The following is a 20,689-nucleotide window of genomic DNA, read 5'->3' as shown; positions in this document are numbered from 1 at the left end:
CGCGTTTCCGCACGTCAACCCCCGAATCCACGGACTATCCCGCTACATCAACTGCGGAACCCGGGACAAAATGCGGCCCATGATTCCTGTCACCCCAGGGGTCGGGGGATTCACGGTGAAATCCGTGAAGTTCAGTCCGGACGGCCACACCCTTGCCACCGGCGTCGCCGACACCACAGTGAGACTCTGGGACGTGGCAACGCTCAGACCCCGCGGCACGCTCGTAGGCCACACAAATGTGGTGCAGGCGGTGGCGTTCAGCCCGGACGGCCGCACCCTCGCCACTGCGAGTGATGACAAAACCGCCCGGCTCTGGAACGTGACCACGGCCAAGTCCCGTTCCACGCTCACGGGCCACACTGGCAAGGTGTACTCGGTGGCGTTCAGCCAGGACGCTCGCACCCTCGCCACAGCCAGTGACGACCATACAGTGCGAATGTGGGACGTGATTACGGGCAAGGTCCGCGCCGCCTTCGCCGGCCACACCGGCCCGGTGTACTCGGTGGCGTTCGGCCGGGACGGCCGCACCCTCGCCACAGCCAGTGACGACAGGACCGTACGGCTGTGGAATGCAGCGCTTCCGAAGCCTGACGCAGCGATCCAAACCATCTGCCGAAACGTCAACCGCGACCTGACTCAGGACGAACGGGCGTCCTTCCTGCCGGGACTATCAGTTGGCCGAGTGTGCCCTTCGACCTGACTGTCCCCGAGCCTGAGGCCTTAACGCGGGCATAGTTGAGGGACACGGCCGTCACGGGTAGCACGCGCCATCGGCCCCCACTCGACGACGCAGCCGCTCATGAAGGTCACATACTCCTCCGTTCGGTCACCACCCCAGGTCATCTGGCGACACGGGCTCGCATCGACTTTGTCAAGACTGCTTTCCGCCCTCCCAACACCTCCGGATCAGGCTGTCCTCAGCTTCCAGCTGCGACGACACGTGCGGCGTCTCATCTGCGGGAAAGGAAACGGGAAACAGCATCGTTCGCCTTGTCCGTCCGGCCGGGGTTGCCGCAGTCTTTCGAGCGGCAACCCCGTTCGCCTGGATGGATGGTTATGGAGGTCTTCCGTGCCGCAACCGTCCACCGACTTCGGCGAGGAGCTGAGGCAACGGCGCCTGGACGCCGGACTCAGTCTCACCGCGCTGTCGGCCACCGTGCACTACAGCAAGGCACAGCTGAGCAAGGTCGAACGAGGTATCAAGGCGCCCAGTCGCGATCTGGCCCGACTATGCGACGCCGCCCTGCAAGCCGATGGAGCGCTGATCTCGTTGGTCGCCGCGCCCGCCGCGGTCGCGCCGGACGCAGCGATGCCCAACGGGATCGACGAGGAGGAGTGGATGATGCAGCTGTCATCGGGCAGTCCGAGCTGGTTCCAGCCCGTGAGCCGGCGTCAGGTCGTGAGTGCCGGTGCGGCCTCGCTCATGAAGTGGCGCGCGGGGGGCCAAGGACCAGTCTCTGCGGCTGCCGCGGGCGGCATGCTCGAAGCGTCGCGCGCACTGTTCAGGTACTACCGCCAGCTCGGCCAGAGCGTAGAACCCGGTTTCCTGTTACCGAGCCTGATCGCGCAGACACACACCTTGCGAGAGCTGTCCGTGCATGCAGACTTCCGCACCTGCCGACAACTGCTGGAGCTCGGCTCCCGGTACGCCGAATACGTCGGTTGGTTGGTGCAGGAGAGCGGAGACGAGCAGGCGGCGCTTTGGTGGACACAGCGCGCGGTGGATCTCGCGGCCGCCGCCGGTGACCGCACACTGGGCGGATATGCGCTGGTCCGCCGAGCGCTGGTCACGCTGTACCAGGAGGACGCGGAGCAGACAGTCGCCCTTGCACAGCGCGCGCAGAGCGGCACGCTCCCGCCGCGAATTCGAGGGTTGGCTGCGCAGCGTGAGGCGCAGGGGCACGCGCTCGCCGGCGATCACGACGCATGCCTTCGCGCCCTGGACCGGGCCCGGCCACTACTGGCCCGCCAGGAAGACGACGCCGACGCACCAGTGATCGGCAGCATGCACCTGCCCGACTCGGTCGGCATGGTCACCGGGTGGTGCCTATTCGACCTCGGCCGCCCGCGGGAGGCGGCAGAGGAGCTGACCCGGCAACTCGCACGGGTCTCCCCCGAGGCGATGCGCACGCAGGTGCGGTACGGCATACGTCGAGCGCTGGCCTACGCGTCGGACGGTGAGATCGAGCAGGCATGCGCGTTGACGGCACCGCTGCTCGACGCGGTGACAGCGGTTCGGTCGGCGACCGTCATGATCGATCTCCGGAGTCTCGCTCGCGTGCTGGGCCGCTACTCCGATCACGCCTCGGTACGTCAAGTGGCTGCGCGGCTCGGCGTCTTATCGCACACCCCCACTTCCTGAAGAGAGGCATGGCTGTGGCCGATGTGTTCATCAACTACCGGACTGGAGACGGCGACAAGACCGCCGCACTCATTGACCATGAGCTGTCGCGCCGCTTCGGCCGGGACCGCGCCTTCCGCGCCTCGAAGTCCATCGCCCCGGGCAGCGCCTACCCCGACGCCCTCTTGACCGGTCTGCGCCGCAGCTCTGTGCTTCTGGCGATCATCGGGCCGGACTGGACGAACTTCCGGGCCCGGCTGCACGACCCGGAGGACTGGGTACGCAAAGAGATCTTGGAGGCGTTCGCCAGCGGTATCCCGGTCATCCCTGTACTCGACGGCCGGAAAACGGACCGGCTGAACAAGGCGGACCTGCCAGATGAGTTGGCGCGGCTGGCCGATCTTCAGTCCATACCGTTCGACGGGCACGACGCCGAGGCATGCCTGAAGCGCCTCGGCGACCTGGTGGCCGGGATAGCCGGGCTGCGCGACCTGGACCGGGATGCCGCCCCCGCGCCCACGCCCAACTCGGTGACGAACTCGACCGGAGACGTGCACGGAACGACCGTACAGAGCCGGGACTTCACCGGAGACGTCGGCGGGACCGTCGTCAAGGGCTCCAACGGGCCCGTGCACACGGGACAGGGCAACATTTATCAGAACTCGCAACACGTGTCCGGTGGCCGGCACTTCTCCGGCAACGGGATGACCTACTACGAGGGCGACCATCACGGAGACAACCGGCACCGCTTCGGTGATGCCGACCGGCGCGAGGGCGACGACGCGTGAGCGAGCCCTACAGCACATGGGTCGACAGCCCCCGCGGGCCCATACACACCGGCAGCGGCGACATGTACGTCACCGTCGGCACTCAGCTGCAGGGAGTGGACAGATCCGCCTTCCGTCGTGTTGCCGACGATCAGCTCGCATGGCTGCGCAGGGTGTTGGTCACGCCGACCGGCATGGGAGACGCCCGCCACAAGCTGGCCGACACCGGCACCGTCATCCTCGACGGCCCGCCGGGAAGCGGTCGTACCTCCGCGGCCCGTGTACTCCTGCACGAACATCACCAGGACGCCGGCGTCTTCCACGAACTTCTGCCGGACGAAGAGGACGAGCTGTCCCTGCGGGACCCTGATCTCGTCGGTGGCGGGGACCGGCTGCTGCTGGACCTTTCGGCCGCCGACGTGCGCCTTTGGGCCGCAGCCCGGACGGACCTCTCCGCTCTCCGCAAGGCCGTGCACGAACAACACGCCCATCTTGTAGTCGTCATGCCTCGCGGGAACACCCTCGACTCGGACCTGCAGCCATACCGGGTCGAGATCGAACGCCCACCCGCCCTGGAGGCTTTCCGGCGCCACCTTCGTGTCCATGGTCTTTCGTACGACCAGTACCTACGGACTGATCCGACCGTCACGGAATTTCTGTACGAACAGCGGCCGATGCGAGAGATCGCGACGTTCGCCGACCTGGTACGCCGCGCCCGCGAGGCAGCTCGTGCCGACGACGGGTTCGCGGAGTGGTGCGCGACAGCGCGCAGAGCGCGGGACGATCGACGCAAGGAGATCGCCGCGTTTGTCACCAGGTTGCATGAGGGCCCGCAGCGGGCCTTGCTGATCACCCTCGCCATGCTGCACGGCGCCCACGCCGACGTCATCCACCAAGCGAGCCGACTCCTGCTCAGCACCCTCAAGCACCCACCGGACGAAATCCCATTACTCCAGCGCAAGGACCTCGCCGAGCGATTGGGAGAGATTTCAGCCAGTGCCGGTCCGGACGGCCACGTCCGCTTCGCGGAACTCGACTACGACGCCGCGATCCGCGCCCACTTCTGGAACCACATGCCCGAACTGCGGCAGTACCTCGGCATCTGGACCGCGCGCAGCGTGGACCTGAACGACCCGCATCTCACCCAGGGCCTCCGTGACGGGCTGGTGGCGAAGCTGGCCGGGCAGTATCTGCGGACCGGCCGGGAGGAAGGCCTGGCCTCCCTGGCCGAGGACTGGAGCACAACGGCCCCGAGTCGCGCACGCCTGGAGGCCGCCGTCCATGCACTCACCTGCGGTCTGAACGACCCCGCGCACGCCAGGAGCTTTCGCCAACGGATCTACCAGTGGTGTGCCAACAAGCAGCTCAAAGGAGAGTTCGCACAGGTCCTCGTCCGAGTCTGCAGGGACGTCATCGCCTCAAGCCACCCCGATCAGGCCCTGCTCCGGTTGTACCACCTGGCTCGGCGGGAACGAGGCACCGCCCACGCCGCGGAGGAACTGTGCGACCTGGTGGCAACGAGCGGCCGACTACGGCGGCGGTTGCTGGACCGCCTGGCGCGCTCTGCCCTCTCACCCGCCGAACTCCGCGTCTTCCTGCGAGTCTGTGACCCGGTACCGCTGATCGCCCCATATGACAACGCGCGGTCCCTGGTGGAGGAGAGCGGGGTACAGAATTCCGTCATCATGTGCTGGCGAGCGGTGCTGCACGGGCTGCCGCGTGCGACGTGGCAGCCGTACGCAGAACGCTGGCTGCACGCGGCGACCGACTCCGAACACCGCGGTGAGCTCCTGCTGGACCTCATCGTGGGCGCGGCCGACCAGTGTGACGACAAGCGCGGCGCAACCTTCGCCGAACTGTACGCAAGCGCCCGCAGCGCCGAGTCCACCGCCCCCGACGGAGCCGCACGAGCCACCGCGACCACCGAGCGGCTGCTCCAAAAGATCTCCGCGGCCCAGGGCATCGCTCTGGACGACACCTCACCGCCGACGGAATCACCCAGGGGGACCACACCATGACGACCGGCTGCAAGACGACGACCGTCTTCCTCACCATCCTGTGCGGCCTGCTGCTGACCATTCTCGGCCTGACTCAGAATTGGCCCACGTTCGCGTGGCCCGCACTGGCCTTACTCCTCGTCGGAGTCCCTACAGCCGCGTTCAAGATCGCCGTATTACGACGTGGATCCCTGCCAGTAGACGTGCAGGAGCAACGCACAGATCCCCCCGTTGAGCGCAGGGAACACCACGTCAGACATGTGGCACTACCCAGCCATTGGGCCGACTACGACTTCTTGTTCTCGGCAACTGTGCGGTGGTACCCCCTCGAAGCAGTCGGCAACGAACTCCTCCTCAACCCAGCCGGCCTCGCAGTCGAAGCGGTCCTGGACCGAGCCCGCTCGATAACCGAGCAGCGGGAGCCAGGTCGGCCATCCCTGGTTCAGAATGAACTGAGCGGTGCGCTCAGCAGGATGCGCCCGGACCCCACCGGACACCTTCACGTCATGGCGGAGGACATCACACTGAGCTTGCGCGAACACGACCAAGAACGGCTGGACCGTCTCGCCGAAGTACGCAAGGACAAGGCTGTCTGGGAACATCAGCGGAAGTACGAACAGAGCAAGCGTCAATACCTGAGCGAAGACGTACTGAAGGACACCGGCAGCGCGGTCGTCTGGTGGCTCGCCAAAAACGACGACCATGTAGAGAAGACCGTGGCTGACCTCGGCCTGCTCGCCCAGCTCACGTCTGCCGCCAACGACACGGACGTACCCGGACGGCTTCTTCATCTCATAGCTCCGCCGCACGACGAACAACCCGGTCCACTGCAGGAGTCGGCACCCTCCTTCGAACAAGAGCCGACGGCCGCCGAACACTTCGAGGCCTTCCTCAACAGCATGGGCTTCAAAGACGGAGACGTCCGACGAGCAATGCTGGCCAAGCAAATTGCCGACGTCATCAAGACACAGGACCGGCACGAGACCGCCGAGGACCTACTACGCAGGTTCGACCCGCCTGCGAGCTTCACGCCGGACATCGGTGATACATCGGCCTCAGCACACGCCACGACCGACGAAACGCCCGAAGCGCCGCCCTTTGAAAGGAAAGACGATGGACAGTGAGCTGGCCGCCCTGGCCGCATCCGGAGCGACCACCCTGGTCTCACTCATGGTCACAGACTCCTGGATGCACGCCCGGGAGCACGTCGGGCGGTACTTCTCACGCATCGGTGCAGATGAAACCTCGATCACCAACTTGGACACTGCCCGAACTCGACTACTCGCCGCCGAAGCCAGAGGTGACGCACAAACGACCCGTGACATCACCAACCAGTGGCACGCTTACCTGCGACATCTCCTGCGGCCAAGCTCCGCAACCAGCGACGACCTCCGTGGCTTACTCACATCCTTGCAGGACGTCGCGAACAACGCGGATACACAACCAAGCACTGTGCGCAACACCATCAGTGGAGGTGCACAGCACGGTCCCGTCATCCAATCCGGCCGGATCACCGGACTCACCTTCCACACACACCACCCCACCGATCCGGCGTAGGACCGGGCCACGGCCGTCGCACCATCAGTACGGGGCCGAACTGCCAATATGGCAAGCCTTGTGCCCTCCGCGGTTCCAGGGGCGGATGCAGGCCGTCAGCACCACGGTGATTGCCGGTTCCTGTCCGCTCGCTGTCGCGATCGCCGCTGTTCTGGTTGCCCATCTGCTCGACGTGCGCACCGCCCTCGCGCCCGATGCACTCCTCCAGGCATCCCCGTCCTGCTTCTGCTGCTGTGCTCCGTCCGAAGCCTCCGCTACCAATGCCCACCGGGACCACGGCCTCGGCTGTCCCGTCCGCTTGCGAAGGAGCCGAATGTCGACCATCACTGCCACCGCCGACTACTGGGAGCCGCTCTGGGCCGGCGGACGCCGGTACCGGGAAATCAGCAGCGCCGAGGCCACACTCCTGGCGGATCATGTCGGACCTAGCTGTGGACGCCCGGCCCTCGACATCGGCACCGGCGACGGTGCCCTCGCCCACCACCTCCACGCACTCGGTTACCGCACCACCGGCATCGACTTCTCCCCCAGCGCCATCGCCGCAGCAGTCGAGAAGCCCCGGAGCCACCAGCATGGCGAAGGGCCGACCTGGCATCTGATGGACTTCGCCGCCGACGACATCAACGCCCTGCCGGACCGCGCGTACGCGGTCGTCACCTGCCGCCTGGTCTACCGGTGGATGGACGACAAGCCGGCCTTCCTCGACCGAGTCCGGAAGGTCCTGGCAGCCGATGGGACCTTCTGGGTCGTCACCGAACTCGCCGGCCGTCGCGAGGACAGCGACCCCTGCAAGCACCTCGGGATCACCGTCGCCGAGGCCGAGACACTCACCGCGGGATGGTCCGTCGTACGCACCGCCGATCTCGACGTGCTGCGCTGCTACGCACTCCGCCCCTGAACCCGGCATGGGAGACAACGCGTTGGACCTCGAACGACAGACACGCCTCGCCTGGGACGCCTACGGAACACACCACCTGCGGCGCGGTACGCCCCTGACGGAGGTGGACCAGATCACGTGGGGCCCCGCGGCGGACGGGCCGGGCGACGGCATCCTCGGGGACCTCAGGGGCCTACGCGTCCTGGACCTCGGCTGCGGCCCCGCCCGGCACGCCGCACACCTAGCCCGCGCCTATGCTGCGCAGGTCGACGGCGTCGATGCCTCCCCCAGCCAGATCGAGCGGGCCCGCACCCGCTACCCCGATGTGCCGGGACTACAGCTGGTCAACGCCGATGCCGTCGAGCACCTGGGCACGGCAGCACCGTACGACGTGATCTACTCCCTGAACACCTTCCACTTCCTCGACCCCCACCGACTCCTGCCCGCCTTGGCGACCGCCCTCAAGCCGGGGGGCAGGCTGTACTTCACCGTGCTGCACACCAATTCCGCCGGCGACGGCCCCACCTCGACCGTCATTTCTCGTCCGGAGATCCTGCGCCTGGCTGGCGGCAGCGACCTCACTGTGCACATGTGGGTGCTCACACCGGAGTTGTGGGAAGACCTGCTCATGCAGTACGGGCTCCGTGTGCAGGGCATCACCGTCCTCGACGCGCCGCAGGAGGACAACAACGCCTCCTACCGGCTCTTCCAGGCCCACCGACCGGCTCGCATCACCGCCCGTCCCCGCACCCCGAAGCCACCCGTCGCCCATGCGGCTGTCGGCGTCGGCGCCGTGGTGTTCGGCCCCCGGGGCCTCCTCCTGGGTCGGCACCGGCTGGGCACGCGAGAGCTGCCCGGCGGAACCGTGGAGCCGGGCGAGTCTCTGCAAGAGGCAGTGGTGCGGGAACTCGCCGAGGAGACCGGCCTGTGCGCCGAACCCGCCGACGTCCGCCTCATGGGCATGCTCCTCGACCAGGTCGGCGACGTCGTCCGCATCACCTTCGGCGCACTCGTCACCCGCTGGCGCGGGGAGCCGGCCGACCAGCCCGACGAGAGCGTCGGCGACTGGCGCTGGTGGCCTGTGGACGCCCTACCCCCGGACCTGTTCGAGTGCAGTGCCCAAATCCTCACCGCCTGGCGCCCCGACCTGCCCATCGACCACGCACCCGCCCGCTTCACCTTCATCAGCGAACTACCCAGTCCCACCACTGCATGATCCCACTCCTACCTACGGGCGTGGATGATTCTCCGATCGTCAAACATCAAGTCCGGTTCCGAGACCACTCCCCCACCGCGCCTCGCCCGAGGACGCGGAAAACCCATCATGGGGCTACCGCAGGGTACAGACTCGTGGAAAGACCCACAGTTCCCCGTCGGGCTCCCACCTCATCCGCCCCGGTGGCACGGTCTTGACCACGGAGATGATCTGGGATCGGTCCTCCTCGGTGATCCGCCACTCGCGGCCCTGCCCGCCCAGATCCTCCAGCCCCTGCAGGCCTGAGCGATTGAAGCGGTGCAACCACCACCAGACCGTTCTCTGGCTGCAGCCCAGTTCCACCGCGATCGCCGGCACCGCAGGCCCGACCAGCTCAACTGGATCATCCGGGCCCGCATCACTGCATCGCGCGGCGCCTTCCGCGCCCGCGACAAACGGCGAACCACGTCCCGGCCGTGCCCGTAAAATCATCGTCAACCATCCCACCACCAGGACATATACCCAGCGAAAGAGGAACCCAGCACTAGCCGGGCGGAGCGGCTTGCGCCGGGCCGCTTGCGCAGCTCGTGGGCGCGGGTTCCGCGTACTGGAGTGTGCCGACTTCAGGCAAGGCGCCGCGATAGAGAAAGGCGCATAGAGCAGCCCAGGTACGCCGCTCCTCTGCCAGATCGCTGGGAGCGCGCAGTCGCATGCCCTCGAGGACACGTGAGCGGTGGAGATCGAAGGTAGATCGCACCTTCTCGGCGAAGGTGATCCCGGCTTGTACTGCCCCGCGGTAGGCGATGAGTGACAGCGTGACAATATCCGTGCAAAACAGGGTGGCCAGACCGAGGCGCAGTACGACTGTGCGGGTTCCCAGAAGTTCGGCCGAGTGATTGGCCAGCGTCAGGACGAGTGGCACGGCGGAAGCTCCGAACAACAGGAGCGTCAGGAGCCACAGCTTCGACCGGTGAGCGGTGCCCCAAGTACCGACGGCACACGCTCCCGCGCTCCCCAGAGCAGCCCAGAGCAGCGCGGGGCGGCCCGGATCGGGCACCCGGAAAGCCACCCAGGTGGCAATTGGCAGTCCGAACAGGCCGATGTAGGCGGCCAGCGTGCACAACAGGTCCAGACTGGCTTTGGCCCTGCGGACAGCATCCGCGTCGTCCGCGGGCAGTACGGGCTGTAGCCGGGACCAGATCACCACGGGATCGAGTCCGTAGCGGACGCGTGGGTGCTGCTCCGCTGCCCGGACGATGTTGCCCAGGCTGGTCGGCAGGGGCTTGACCGGAGGCTGCGGATAGCGCAGGAACAACTGCTGCTGCACCGTCGAGCGCTCTTCGCGCAGGGCCAGTTCAGCTTCCTCCAATGCGTGGGCCAGCTCATTGGCAGCGACGGCGAAGCGCCCGAGGCGTCGTTTCCAGGTCTCGTCCTGGGTGGTTCCGGAGTGTGGAGCCAACTGTTCGGCGAGGTCGCGGCAGCGTGTGGACCAGCCGGACAGTGGATCCGACGTGATCTGCAGCCTCAGGATCGTTTCCAGAGCGTCGAGTTCGGCCTCGATCCGTTCCGTGGGCCAGACGACCGTGGGGGCAGCGACGGCCCCCGGTTCGGGGAAGGCCGCCCGTTCGGCAGAGGCCGCGATTTCCGCCTGTTCCAGTTCCCGATCCCTTGCGATTAGGTCCTGTCGGGCGCGGGCATGCCGTCTGCTGCCGCGCCGGGTCAGGACCGACAAAGGTCCCTCCTGCGGCCAGTACCCCTGGAAGAGCCGGTCGAGCGCGGCTCCGGAAGCCTGCCACAGCAGGGACCAGAAGACCACGAATGCAATCCATCCGACGACGATGCCGGCCTGGACCACGCCGGGCTGGTGCGCCCACACGCGCACCCCCTGGCCGGTCTTATGCTCGGCCAGGCCAGCGGTGAGCGCGGCGCCGGTCCAGAAGACCAGGCTCGGGAAGAAGACGGTGGCGAGAGCCCTGCGATCGAAGAAGCCGCTCACCTCCTTGAGGACCGTGGTGAACATCAGGAAGTCACCCGTTCCATCGGTCCGTGAAAGAAGTCGCCGACACACCGAGGCGGCTTGTCACCGGGCGGAGCCGCGCGCAACAGGCGGACGCTCGGTGGATCGCATTTGTTGCACTGGTAGCGCAGCGACGGGATATCAGGGGTTCCCTGGCGTTGCCGGTTCGCGGTGAGGAGCTCAAGTGGAATGGCCTGGATCAAGATGTCCCGGGCGATGATCCCGGCGGGACCAGATGCATTCAGCACGACCGCGCCGGTCGTGTTCCCGTGGACCAGTTCCAGGGCCAGGGTTAGAAGCGTTTCCGCCTCCAGGATGTCAGGCTCAGTGCCCACGACCACCACCGAATTGGGGGTGGAAAGCGTTCCGTCCGCGTTGCGAGTCAGGAGTGCGTGCAGGGGACGGTCCTGCCCGGCGCCGGCCCCGCGGACCAGGGCGAATCGGCAATCCGCCTGCTCGAGGGCCAGCAGGATCTCCGCGGTGCCGTCGCTCTGGTCGACGTCGACACATTTCTCCCGTATAGAGGAAATGTTCACTTCTGCCATGTCTCCCCTACCTCCAATCTCCCACGAGGACGAACGAGGCCCAGTAATAGGGGTCAGAAAAGGGCTGGACCGAGTAGTCCACCTGTTCCGGTGCCATCGCCCGCAGCTCCAAAAGCGGCAGCTTCCGCCGCGCCGCGTCCACGATGCGCCGTACGGCGTCGGAGGTCGTCCGTTGCTCCGTGAGCAGGCGGTAGGCTGCGACCGCGGATGTCAGGTCGCCGGCTAGGACCTGGATGTCGGCCCGGTCCAGCTGAAGGAGCATGCGTTCGGTGCCTTCCGTCTCGTCGATCCGCCGGTCGCAGTACTCCATCACGTCTTGAGCGGTGAGATCCGCGACAGCGAGCTGAGCCTGGCGCAGAGCGTCGGCCAGGGTGACGTCCGATCGTGACTCCGTCGCGTTGCGGTGGAAGCATGTCATCAGCAGGCATGTGGCCAGGTCATCGACGGGCCAAAGACTGACCAGCACGCTCGGAACCCCGGCCTGCAGGAGCGCGCGAGGGAGTCCGATCAGTTCGTCGCCGGCACGCTCTTCGCTTCGCCCACTGTCACAGGCGCTGAGCACCACCAAATCGATGCTCAGCGACAGGCGCATAACGGCTTCCGCGGTAAGGACCGTCTCCTTCGCCAAGGCGCCCGCATCGGGTGCGAGCACCACTCCCGAATCGAGGGAGCGCTCCTCGCTAAATCGTCCATGACAGGCCAGGTGCAGTACGTCGGGGCCACCGGTTCGAGCCGCGCGGTTGAGCAATGTGGAGGCCTTGGCCTCGCTGCCCACGAGGGCTCGGGTGCCGAAGAGGGCGGCAACCTCTGTCGCTTCGAAACGCGAGTGCGGCAGGTCAGCACCGGAATCGCCGAGCACCAGGGCGGTGGTCCAGCGGCCGGCTGATCCTTGGCCCGTGCCACGGGTGTCTCGGGCCTTCTGACAGCGGCTGAGCACTGCGGCGCTCGGCGTGTAGCAGAAGGAACGGGTCCGCAGCAGTGGGGCGCCGTCGACCGGAACGGCATGCAACGGCACTTGGTGAAGAACACGATGCGGTACGACCCACAGGAGGTCACCGGGGCGGCTGCGCCGCACGACGGGTTCGACGAGCGGGGCGAGGCGCTCCAGCACGCTTGACGAGAGAGGGCGGGAAGTCCCTCCTGTACGGGGCGGCAGCAACTGTGCTACGAGTTCGCGCAGTTCGAACTCCCGCATGTCGATCCGGTCCATCTGCGGCACGGTGTCCCCGGCACGAAGGAAGAAGACAAGAATCTCCTCGTCCATGACGAGGTATTCGACCAGTAGGGCCCGTTCTTCCCCAAGGACCCGCAGTTGGTCGGCGATCTCACGGGCGTCCATCACACGGTCGGCACGTGCTTCGTGCCCCACCACGAGGGCCTCGTCGTAGCTGGATTCCAGCCTGCGGACTGCAGCCTCCTCTTCTTCGAGTCGACGCTCGACCAGGGACACGGTCACCGGCTCGTCTAGCGTCGTCGGTCCACCCCGGTCCACCGACCAGCGGCCACCCTGGCGTTCGTACGTGTGAAGCAGCTCGATCTCGGCCTCCGGACGAGGTGCGTCAACGAGTTCGTGCAGCACTGCTCGCCTGGCTCGGGCAGCTTCCAGATACGTCCGCAGCTCTTCACTCGTGGTGTCGAGCACCGTTCCGTCCGCGTCCAGTTGGTCGAGGAACGCCTGCGCCTTGGACCGTTCGAGGAGTTGGAACAGTGTTCCCAAGTCTTCCGCGTTCAGCGCGCAGGACATGGCCTGCGCGTGCAGCTGGAGATGCTCCGCCTGCCACGATATGCGCGCGTTCAGCCCTCTCAGGGTCAGTCGGAACTCCTCGACGATCGACAGCACCGTTAGGAATTCCGCCAATGCAGGGGCACACCTGCCGAGTTGCCCGAGCGCCGTCCCCCGGATCTGATGCCAGACCTTGCGCTGCTGCCAGGTGATCTCCGGTCCGATCTCCATACCGTCCAGAAGCTTCAGGGCTTCCTCCGCCTGCTGCTCCACCACCAGGATCCAGGCCAGATTGGCTTGCAGCACGGCTCGCGCGTAGGTGAAATCCGCCGGGATCCATTCCAGCGTCCGCAAAGCGAGCCCTCGTGCCTCGTCGAGTCTTCGCGACCTCATGAAGACGGTGACGCGCAGATTGTCCCGCCAGAACATATCATCCGGTTCCAATGCCTCGTCCGCGAGAGACTCCAACACGGCCAACGCCTCGTCATGACGGCCGGCATCGCGGAGGAGGCGTGCGCTTTGCAGTTGGGACCGCACGGTATCCGTCCGGTCGGTGCCCAAGGCGAATTCGCTGGCCTTGTCCATGGCTCTTTCGAAATGACCGAGCATCGACATGGCGTCTGCACGCAGTCGATTGAGGTAGCTCTGCATCTCGGCCCTCACTAGGGCGGCCAACTCCAAGTGTTCGAGTGACAGGAAGACGGCTTCGTGCCCGGAGCCACGGGCGTTGCACATCACCGAACGCACGTGGTCATCCACACGTTGATGCGGGCCGAGTCCCAGAAAGGAGGCAGATTTCTCGGCCGCTGACATCGCGTCGAGTGCCTCCTGGAGCCGATGGAGTCGCATGAGGCTGTCCGCCCGAATCGCATCGGCCAGCGCCGCGAGCAACGGCAGTCCGATCAGTTCCAACTCGGCGCGCGCTGCCGCGAGCTTCGCAGCCGCCTCGCTCCACCGGCGCGCGGGGTTGTCGTGAGTGTGGCTCTCGTACAGGGCCTGGAACGGTGCTTCCAATCCGGGCAGGGCGCTGGTGAGGTGCTTCATCGCCGAGAGGTCGTCCATGAGGCTGGTAAGTATCAGCGGGCTCCACACAGCGCGTTCCAGCAGCCAGCCGAAGGCCTCTCGTGCGCGCTCCTGGTGGCCCCCCTCGAGGTGCGCTGCTTGTGCAAGGTCCAGGAGAGCGTCCCGGACCCTCAACAGGGAGAAGGCGGTAGACCAGCCTCGCTCGGCCGGCTCATGTTCGTCGCTGCGTGACACCAGGGCGACTCCCCGCCACAGTAGCGCCCAGCCGTCCTGCGGATGTCGGTCGAGGACCTGCGAGAACGTAGCGACCGCCTGTGCAGGGCAGCCGCACGCGCTCTCCGCCTGCCCTCGCGCGCGCAGGGCAGGCGCATGGGCGGGAAATCGGTCCACTAGTTCGGCCAAGGCCTCACGGGCGGCAATGGGTTCCGGGGACGATTCGGAAAGGTCGGCCATGCGGCTCAGTTCACGCACCGCCTCGTCGACTCTCCCGCACTCGACCAGCCACTCACACAGGGTGGTGCGGGTCTCACGACTGTCGTCACCTGCCGCCACGGCCCGGGCGTACGCGTCGCAAGCCTGCTCCGTCCGCCTCGCCCGCCGTAGGGCGTCGCCCAGGAGTCGGTGGACGATTTGCTGCATCGCCGGGTCGTCCCGTGCCAGGAGCGGATGGGCATGCTCCGCAACCTGCTCCGGAAGGCCCACCTCTGCCAGGCTTCGCAGTCGGGCGATGAGAACCAGTCTGCTCAGCTCCTGTGACGTCAGGTTCCATACATCATGCGTGGATGAGGCCTGTCCGAAGGACTCCGCCTCCGCCGAAGCGTCAGCTCCGTCCAAGGACTCGAGGATGAGGTCATATTCGGCGATGGCAGCGGTGTGCTCCCCGAGAGCCTCATGGATATTTCCACGGGTGAGGCGATAGAGGACCTCGTCCGGCTTCAGTTCGATGGCCCGTGACTGCGACTCGAGAGCCTCGTCGAGACGGCCGAGCCCCATCAGCGCTGCCGTCAGTCCGGTATGGAGACCACCTCTCTCCGGGTCGAGCGCGATGGCTCGGCGATAGGCCCCCTCGGCGGATGCGTGGTCCGCCATGCGGCCCATGGAGAATGCCATCAAGGCGGCCACGTCCGCACCGTCAGGGGCGATCCGCAGGAGGATTCGGCACACCTCAATGCAGGCGGGATAGTTCTCCGCAACGTAATAGACGTGCTGAGCGAAGCCGGTCAGAAAGTCCCAGATCTGGTTGTGGTCAACAGCCGGAAGGAGAACGTCGTACACAGCATGGGCAGGAGGTTTCGCGGCCGATTCCATGAGCTGGGGAATCGAGACGGCATGTTGAACCGCGGCGGCGACACGGCCCTCGGCAGCGTGCGCCCCGACCAAGGCGATCGCTGCGCGGAGCTGACCTCGCGGCGAACTGTGAGTGCGGCTCTCCCGCCACAACTCCCCGGCCAACTCGACGACGAGGTCACTCCGTTCCTGACTCTCGTACAGCTCGCACGCCCGAAACCCGAAGTGGGCGTACCAGCCGAAGGCCTCACCGTCCGCCTCCGTGAGCTGGTCCCTGGCACGGTCCACGCCTCGGAGGAGAGCCTCCAGTGCTTCCTGTGTGCCCCCCTCCGTCCGGGCCTGTTCCACCTCATCGCTGATGGCCAGCATGGCGCGCCGGAAGTTTGTCGCCTGTTCTTCCATGATCCCCCTAATACTCCAGCTGTAGATCGTGATCAGCCGTCAGCCGTCAGCCGTCAGGCGTCGAAGCGGTGGCGGGCGGCCTCGATGTGCGCGAAGTAGCGGTGCGTCCAGTCGCACATTCCGTCGACGGTTGCGCGTAGGCCCTGGCCCGGCTCGGTGAGGGTGTATTCGACACGTGGTGGGACGGTGGGGTGCACGTTTCTCTCGACCAGGCCGTTGCGCTCCAGCATGCGCAGGTTCTGGGTGAGCATCTTGTGGCTGATGCCCTCGATCTCGTTCCGCAGTTCGCTGAAGCGCAGGGTGCGGTCACCGAGAGTCTCGATGATCAGGAACGCCCACTTGTTGGCAACGTCAGAGAAGATCTCTCGCGCCAATGAGTCCGCGCGCCTGAGGTCTGCTTCCTCGGACGGGCCCTTGATCTGTTTGGTCACCATCGGGTTCCCCAGTCACTGGAAAGTGCGTTCTTCCATGTCAGCGTCCACTCTCCTACGGTTCCTGAGTAACCACAAGAGACCGAAGGCGCCTTGAATGGGTGGACACGAGCCCACAGGCGCTTAGGACAAGGAGGCAGGCAGCATGGCCATCAACCTGGTAAACCCGAGTGGATTGCCCAAGATCGATGTCTACCGGCAGGTGTCGATCGCAACGGGGTCGAAGCTAGTCTTCATCGCCGGCCAGGTCGCCTGGGATGCCGAGGGGATCACGGTCGGCGAAGGCGACCTCGCCGCGCAGGTCGAGCAGTGCTACCTCAATATCGGCACCGCCCTGGCCGAGGCTGGCGGCTCCTTCAACGACGTGGCGAAACTGACCTTCTACGTCGTCGACTGGACCCCCGACAAGATGCCCCCACTCCTGGAGGGCATCTCCCGGGCGTCTGCGAAGCTGGGCATCACCCCGGTCCCGCCGGCCACGCTGCTGGGTGTTGCGGCCCTGGACGTCCCCGACCATCTGGTCGAGATCGAAGCCACCGCGATCCTGGACTGAACAGATGCCCTTCGTCCACTGAGCACGGAAGTGCCAACGAATGTGCTCAGTGGCCAACCAGCCTGCTCAGCACATCAGGTCTGATGCGCGGCTTGCCGATGGTAATGGCCGACTCGGGACCGGGCCTGATGGCGTCGCCGCCAGTCGGACCAACTCAGCCAGTGGGCGTCGTCGTGCACGGGTCGCACGACCAGGGCGACGAACACGCGCTGGATCTCATTGCAGCTGAGCGGGATCAGCTCCTCCGGGGCGGGGTGCCGGGCGTGCTCGTCGGCACGGACGGCAGCGAGGAAGGCGTGGGCGAGCATGGCGAGGGTGACCCAGCGGGTCCAGGAGACGAAGCGGCGGACTTGGTGCTCGTCGAGCCCGGCGAGCCCCTTCTCGGCCTGGAAGGTCTCCTCCACCCGCCACCTTGAACCCGCGACTCGCACCAGCGTCGTCAAAGGCACCGGGCCGGACGAGAAACAACGGTAGAAGGCGAGTTCACCGGTGGTGCGGTTGCGGCGGATCAGCAGCTGGCTGCTGCCGGGGTGCGGATCGGTGAGATCGATGACTGCCCAGTCGTAGAAGCGGTGGCCCTTGGCTCCGGCCCCGGCGGACAGCCGTTGCCAGGCCCGTTTGGGGAGCCGCTTGACCAGGCTGTCTGCCCGGAACTTGCCTGCGGCGGTGGGGACTTCGGCCGAGCACGCGATGGCTAGCACATAGCTCGTGCCGCGTGCTTCCAGAGCCGCCCGTAGCTTCGGGTTCCCGCCGTAGACCTCGTCCCCCGTAATCCAGGCGGCGCGATGCCCGGCGTCCAGGAACCGCTCGATCATCTGCCGGGCGAGATCCGGCTTGGTCGCGAAGGCGGACTTTTCGGGAAGGCCCGCGGCCTGGCAGCGATCCGGATCGTTTGCCCATGAGCGCGGGATGTACAACTCCCGGTCGATCGCTGCGTGTCCGCGCCGACCGGCGTAGACAAGGTAGACCGCCACCTGGGAGTTCTCGACTCTCCCGGCGGTGCCGGTGTACTGGCGCTGAACGCCGACAGTGTGGACGCCCTTCTTCACATCCCCGGTCTCGTCGACCACCAGCACGGCCTGCTCGTCGTTGAGATGGTCCACGACGTAGTCGCGGACATCGTCGCGTACCGCGTCGGCGTCCCAGACGGCCCGGCACAGCAGGTGCTGCATCCCGTGTGGGGACTTCTCCCCGGCCCATTCGGCGATCGTCCAGCAGTTCTTGCGCGGCAGGTCCGACAACAGCCCGAGCGTCAACCGCCGTACCCGGCACCGGGGTTCGACCCGCGCGAACCGACCTGCGATCCGCCCCATGAGCACCTCGAACCCTTCCCGCCACCGAGCGGGATCTATGCTGTGACCTGCGGCCACCGTCTCATCGTCAGTCCACACAACTCACGATGATCAACGGTGGCCGTACCTGTCCCCGCACCGGCCCTAACCAGCAAGATCACGATCTACAGCTGGAGTACTAACCTCGCCACGACTGTACTGAGCCAAGGAGTGCTTCCGAGCAGGGGTCACCAGGGCCGCATCGGCCAGCGTCACCAAATTCCCGCCGATCCGAGAGCCGACCGAACTCAGCGGCATCTTGGGCCCGTTGACGTTTGTCGCTTGGGATGCCGGTCCCGGCCCGCCCGCTGTTACGGTCTGATGGGAAAGTGCTTGACCGCTGGCATAAACAGCTTGCGTGACCGACACTCGGGCCGCCGAGGCGGAGAAGCGGGCAGTGCAGGAGCAGGAAGCCGCGCAGCAGTAGCTGGCCTGCTAGGGCGGGCGCCATCGACGGTCAGCCGGGAGCTGCGGCGCAACAGCCGTCCGTGGTGCGGCACAAGCAGCATGATCCTCAGAACCGCGGTCTGTTGGGTGACCACGTCACCCTGTCGGTGCCGTCCAGCACGGGCAGCGGCAGCGTCTCGGCGACCGTGGCGGAGCGTCGACCTACTGGGTTCCCTCGGGGCTGGGCTCGGCCTTCTCAGCAGCGAGGACGACGGCAGCTTGCAGCAGCTCGTACGCGTACCGTTCGGCCGCATTCTTCATCCGCACAGGCGACGGAAGAACACACCAAATAGCGAGGCAAGCCGCTGTGGCGAGAAGGGCCAGGATATTCACCGTCGTGAGCGCCGGCCGATGCTCGACGTTCGCGAGCCACAGCATGTACCCCACAACCCCAAGCACGACCACGAGCGCGGTGATACGGCCGGTCCAACGGATGCCGTAGAGGTTCCGATGAAACCCGTATCCTCGGTTCTCGGCACGTAGGAGGGGGAACTTCGTCTCGTTACGCGTGAGGTTCCGAACTTGTCCTACGGCCACCTCGATCGCCTCGTCGGCCCTGGTCGGGTTCGCCCGTTCACTGCGGGCCGAGGCAAACTCGATCCCGGTCACGGATGACACGGCCTTCCGCCAGGTCTCCCGCTGTAGCGAGTTCTGCCCCTCTTGCAGAAGCCGGAGCTTCTGGATGGTCGGCGAGCCACCCCATGAAGCCCAGAGCACCTCTTGAACCTTCCGGCCTTGGTGGCGCACGAGTTCGGCAAGGACGATCGGACCACCGGCCAGCGACAGCGCAGTGAGAACCGATACAATCACAGGAGCCTTGCTCAAACCGAGAACGGCCAGCGCGACGCTGACAGGCAACAGCGCGAGGAGGCCGGGCGCAAGTCGCGCCCGGCGCTCGTAGTCGTCCAGCCAGAGCACGCTACGCGTCCCCGCTGTCTTCCACTTGGGTGTGAAGCGGCTCAGGGGTCGAGGTACCGTAACCCTCCCGATCAGGGGCATCGTGGAAGTGACACTTCGACATGCCCTGCGTCAGATGGACAGGGTATCCACGCCGCAGGAAGGCGTTCGTCGTCTTCTTCGCGGGGTGCTTGTGCTCCGGGTTCTTCAGCGGAACCGATGCGAAGGCCGTCCCGATGACGGCTGCCTGCCCCTTGGGTCCGAGCAGCCGGTTAAGGATCGACGGACTCACGTTCCGGCGGCTGCCATGGTGAGGCACCTGGACAAAGCCCAGTTCGCCAGGCTGGAAGCCTTCAGCTTCAAGGACATCAAGCGCCTGCCCGAGGGCAGGAATCCCAGCGTCACCCGTGAACAGGAACTTCCGTCCGGCGACCTCCAACAAGCAGATGGCACTGGTGTTGTTCTTAGCGGAGGTCTCTCCGTTCTCACCCAGCGTCTCGGTGTCGAGGTCTTCATGAGACGTTTCCGCGAGCAGTTTGTGCACCAGCGTTTCCCAACTCGCTCTAGCTGCCGCATCGGAGTCGGGCTCAACAATCTCCGCGAGCAGTTCCCGGTAATAGTCCTCGGTGGGACCGAGCACCCGGAAGGCACCGTCGTCACTCGTCCAGCCAAGGAACGGTTCCTCGATGGGAACGCCCTGCGCCTTGGCGACCTCTTCAAGGTCTGTTGCACCTTGAAGAGAGTCCCTCAACTCCGTACGTAGCGCCCGCGAGTTGAGAGAGAGGATCATCTTTGCCCGCGCCATGTCGGACGAATGGCTCCAGGGCAGATGCATGAGGAGCTTCTTGACGGTCAGCTCCTCCAGGACGACTCGCAGTCCGCTGATGTGGTCCTGGTCTGGATGCGTTGAAACCACAAGATCAACGATGCCGGTGTTGTAGTGCTTCCGGATGTGCTCAACGAGGGCTTCACCGGCTTTGAGGTAGCCGCCGTCAATAACGATCACGGTCTGCTCGTTACGTGGACCGTAGAGGTTGCCGTAACGAAGAGCGATGGCGTCGCCACCGCTCGACTCGTCCCCAACGGGGAGGAAATCTATCTCGTAGCCCACAGAGGACCTACCTGTCACACGTCGTTGTGTTCCGCGAGATATTAGCACTCTCTATGACTACGCTAAGAACAGATAACTTTCCTCCACCCAGCCCACGTTGTCGCATCTGTTGCGGTAAAGGTCATCCGGCTCCCTGTCAACTGATGGGGAGAGAGCTACGCCGGTCAACGCTCCGTCGACGTCTGGAT

The 20,689-nt window shown here is 65.9% G+C and carries 17 protein-coding genes and 1 pseudogene; 10 read left to right on the top strand and 8 right to left on the bottom strand.

What is annotated here, in order from left to right; translation table 11 throughout:
• The 8 genes from IEZ11_RS33460 to IEZ11_RS33425 form a co-directional block, all read left to right on the top strand.
• The coding region (locus IEZ11_RS33460) for a WD40 repeat domain-containing protein (RefSeq protein WP_229713510.1) at positions 1-700 on the top strand (700 nt) is incomplete at its 5' end.
• Positions 701-1,069: 369 nt separating this feature from the next.
• On the top strand, positions 1,070-2,362 hold the full coding sequence (locus IEZ11_RS33455; RefSeq protein WP_189266695.1) for a helix-turn-helix domain-containing protein: 1,293 nt from the start codon (positions 1,070-1,072) through the stop codon (positions 2,360-2,362).
• 8 nt (positions 2,363-2,370) lie between these two features.
• A complete protein-coding gene (locus tag IEZ11_RS33450; RefSeq protein WP_229713509.1) occupies positions 2,371-3,129 on the top strand; it encodes a toll/interleukin-1 receptor domain-containing protein in 759 nt (252 codons plus the stop codon).
• A complete protein-coding gene (locus tag IEZ11_RS33445) occupies positions 3,126-5,126 on the top strand; it encodes a hypothetical protein (protein ID WP_189266694.1) in 2,001 nt (666 codons plus the stop codon). Before IEZ11_RS33450 ends, IEZ11_RS33445 begins: the two co-directional genes overlap by 4 nt.
• Positions 5,123-6,229 (top strand): hypothetical protein, encoded by a 1,107-nt coding sequence (locus IEZ11_RS51275; protein WP_229713508.1) that lies wholly within the window; start codon positions 5,123-5,125, stop codon positions 6,227-6,229. Before IEZ11_RS33445 ends, IEZ11_RS51275 begins: the two co-directional genes overlap by 4 nt.
• Positions 6,219-6,662 (top strand): hypothetical protein, encoded by a 444-nt coding sequence (locus IEZ11_RS33435; protein ID WP_189266693.1) that lies wholly within the window; start codon positions 6,219-6,221, stop codon positions 6,660-6,662. Before IEZ11_RS51275 ends, IEZ11_RS33435 begins: the two co-directional genes overlap by 11 nt.
• Positions 6,663-6,975: 313 nt before the next feature.
• Positions 6,976-7,560, top strand: a complete 585-nt coding sequence (locus IEZ11_RS33430; RefSeq protein ID WP_189266692.1) for a class I SAM-dependent methyltransferase — start codon at positions 6,976-6,978, stop codon at positions 7,558-7,560.
• A 22-nt stretch (positions 7,561-7,582) separates the two neighbouring features.
• Entirely contained in the window at positions 7,583-8,755 is a 1,173-nt protein-coding gene (locus IEZ11_RS33425; RefSeq protein ID WP_229713507.1) for a bifunctional class I SAM-dependent methyltransferase/NUDIX hydrolase, read from the top strand.
• Between the two features lie 114 nt (positions 8,756-8,869).
• Here IEZ11_RS33425 and IEZ11_RS33420 read toward each other — a convergent pair whose 3' ends face one another.
• From IEZ11_RS33420 to IEZ11_RS33400, 5 genes are read right to left on the bottom strand one after another with little or no spacing between them, the layout of a single operon-like run.
• A complete protein-coding gene (locus IEZ11_RS33420; RefSeq protein ID WP_229713514.1) occupies positions 8,870-9,226 on the bottom strand; it encodes a helix-turn-helix domain-containing protein in 357 nt (118 codons plus the stop codon).
• A gap of 52 nt (positions 9,227-9,278) precedes the next feature.
• Complete coding sequence (locus tag IEZ11_RS33415) at positions 9,279-10,754, bottom strand: hypothetical protein (protein WP_189266690.1); 1,476 nt, start codon at positions 10,752-10,754, stop codon at positions 9,279-9,281.
• The gene (locus IEZ11_RS33410) at positions 10,754-11,296 is read right to left on the bottom strand and encodes a hypothetical protein (RefSeq protein WP_189266689.1); all 543 of its coding nucleotides are present in this window, start codon (positions 11,294-11,296) and stop codon (positions 10,754-10,756) included. The genes IEZ11_RS33415 and IEZ11_RS33410 overlap by 1 nt, the downstream gene beginning before the upstream one ends.
• Positions 11,297-11,303: 7 nt before the next feature.
• Complete coding sequence (locus tag IEZ11_RS33405; protein WP_189266688.1) at positions 11,304-15,731, bottom strand: CHAT domain-containing tetratricopeptide repeat protein; 4,428 nt, start codon at positions 15,729-15,731, stop codon at positions 11,304-11,306.
• Between the two features lie 53 nt (positions 15,732-15,784).
• Positions 15,785-16,165, bottom strand: coding sequence for a winged helix-turn-helix transcriptional regulator (locus tag IEZ11_RS33400; RefSeq protein WP_189266687.1), 381 nt, complete (start codon positions 16,163-16,165; stop codon positions 15,785-15,787).
• A 142-nt stretch (positions 16,166-16,307) separates the two neighbouring features.
• Between IEZ11_RS33400 and IEZ11_RS33395 the strand changes: the two genes are divergently transcribed.
• The gene (locus IEZ11_RS33395) at positions 16,308-16,715 is read left to right on the top strand and encodes a RidA family protein (RefSeq protein ID WP_189266686.1); all 408 of its coding nucleotides are present in this window, start codon (positions 16,308-16,310) and stop codon (positions 16,713-16,715) included.
• A 74-nt stretch (positions 16,716-16,789) separates the two neighbouring features.
• Here the strand turns inward: IEZ11_RS33395 and IEZ11_RS33390 are convergent, their stop codons facing one another.
• Positions 16,790-18,028: an IS701 family transposase gene (locus IEZ11_RS33390; protein ID WP_189266685.1), complete on the bottom strand. Its 1,239-nt coding sequence runs from the start codon at positions 18,026-18,028 to the stop codon at positions 16,790-16,792.
• Between the two features lie 339 nt (positions 18,029-18,367).
• Here IEZ11_RS33390 and IEZ11_RS52560 point away from each other — a divergent pair.
• Positions 18,368-18,523: pseudogene (locus IEZ11_RS52560) on the top strand (helix-turn-helix domain-containing protein); the annotation flags it as partial.
• A 132-nt stretch (positions 18,524-18,655) separates the two neighbouring features.
• On the opposite strand, the gene IEZ11_RS33380 reads toward IEZ11_RS52560, so the two are convergent.
• Positions 18,656-19,411 (bottom strand): hypothetical protein, encoded by a 756-nt coding sequence (locus IEZ11_RS33380; RefSeq protein ID WP_189266714.1) that lies wholly within the window; start codon positions 19,409-19,411, stop codon positions 18,656-18,658.
• 1 nt (position 19,412) lies between these two features.
• Positions 19,413-20,501 carry a ComEC/Rec2 family competence protein gene (locus IEZ11_RS33375; RefSeq protein ID WP_189266684.1) on the bottom strand — a complete coding sequence of 363 codons (1,089 nt, stop codon included), beginning with the start codon at positions 20,499-20,501 and terminating at the stop codon, positions 19,413-19,415.
• Between the last annotated feature and the right edge of the window lie 188 nt (positions 20,502-20,689).

Source organism: Streptomyces fuscichromogenes, assembly GCF_014645815.1.
GTDB classification, from domain to species: Bacteria; Actinomycetota; Actinomycetes; order Streptomycetales; family Streptomycetaceae; genus Streptomyces; species Streptomyces fuscichromogenes.
Note: the sequence above shows the minus strand (reverse complement) of the source record. Positions and strands in the feature narration are given on the sequence as shown.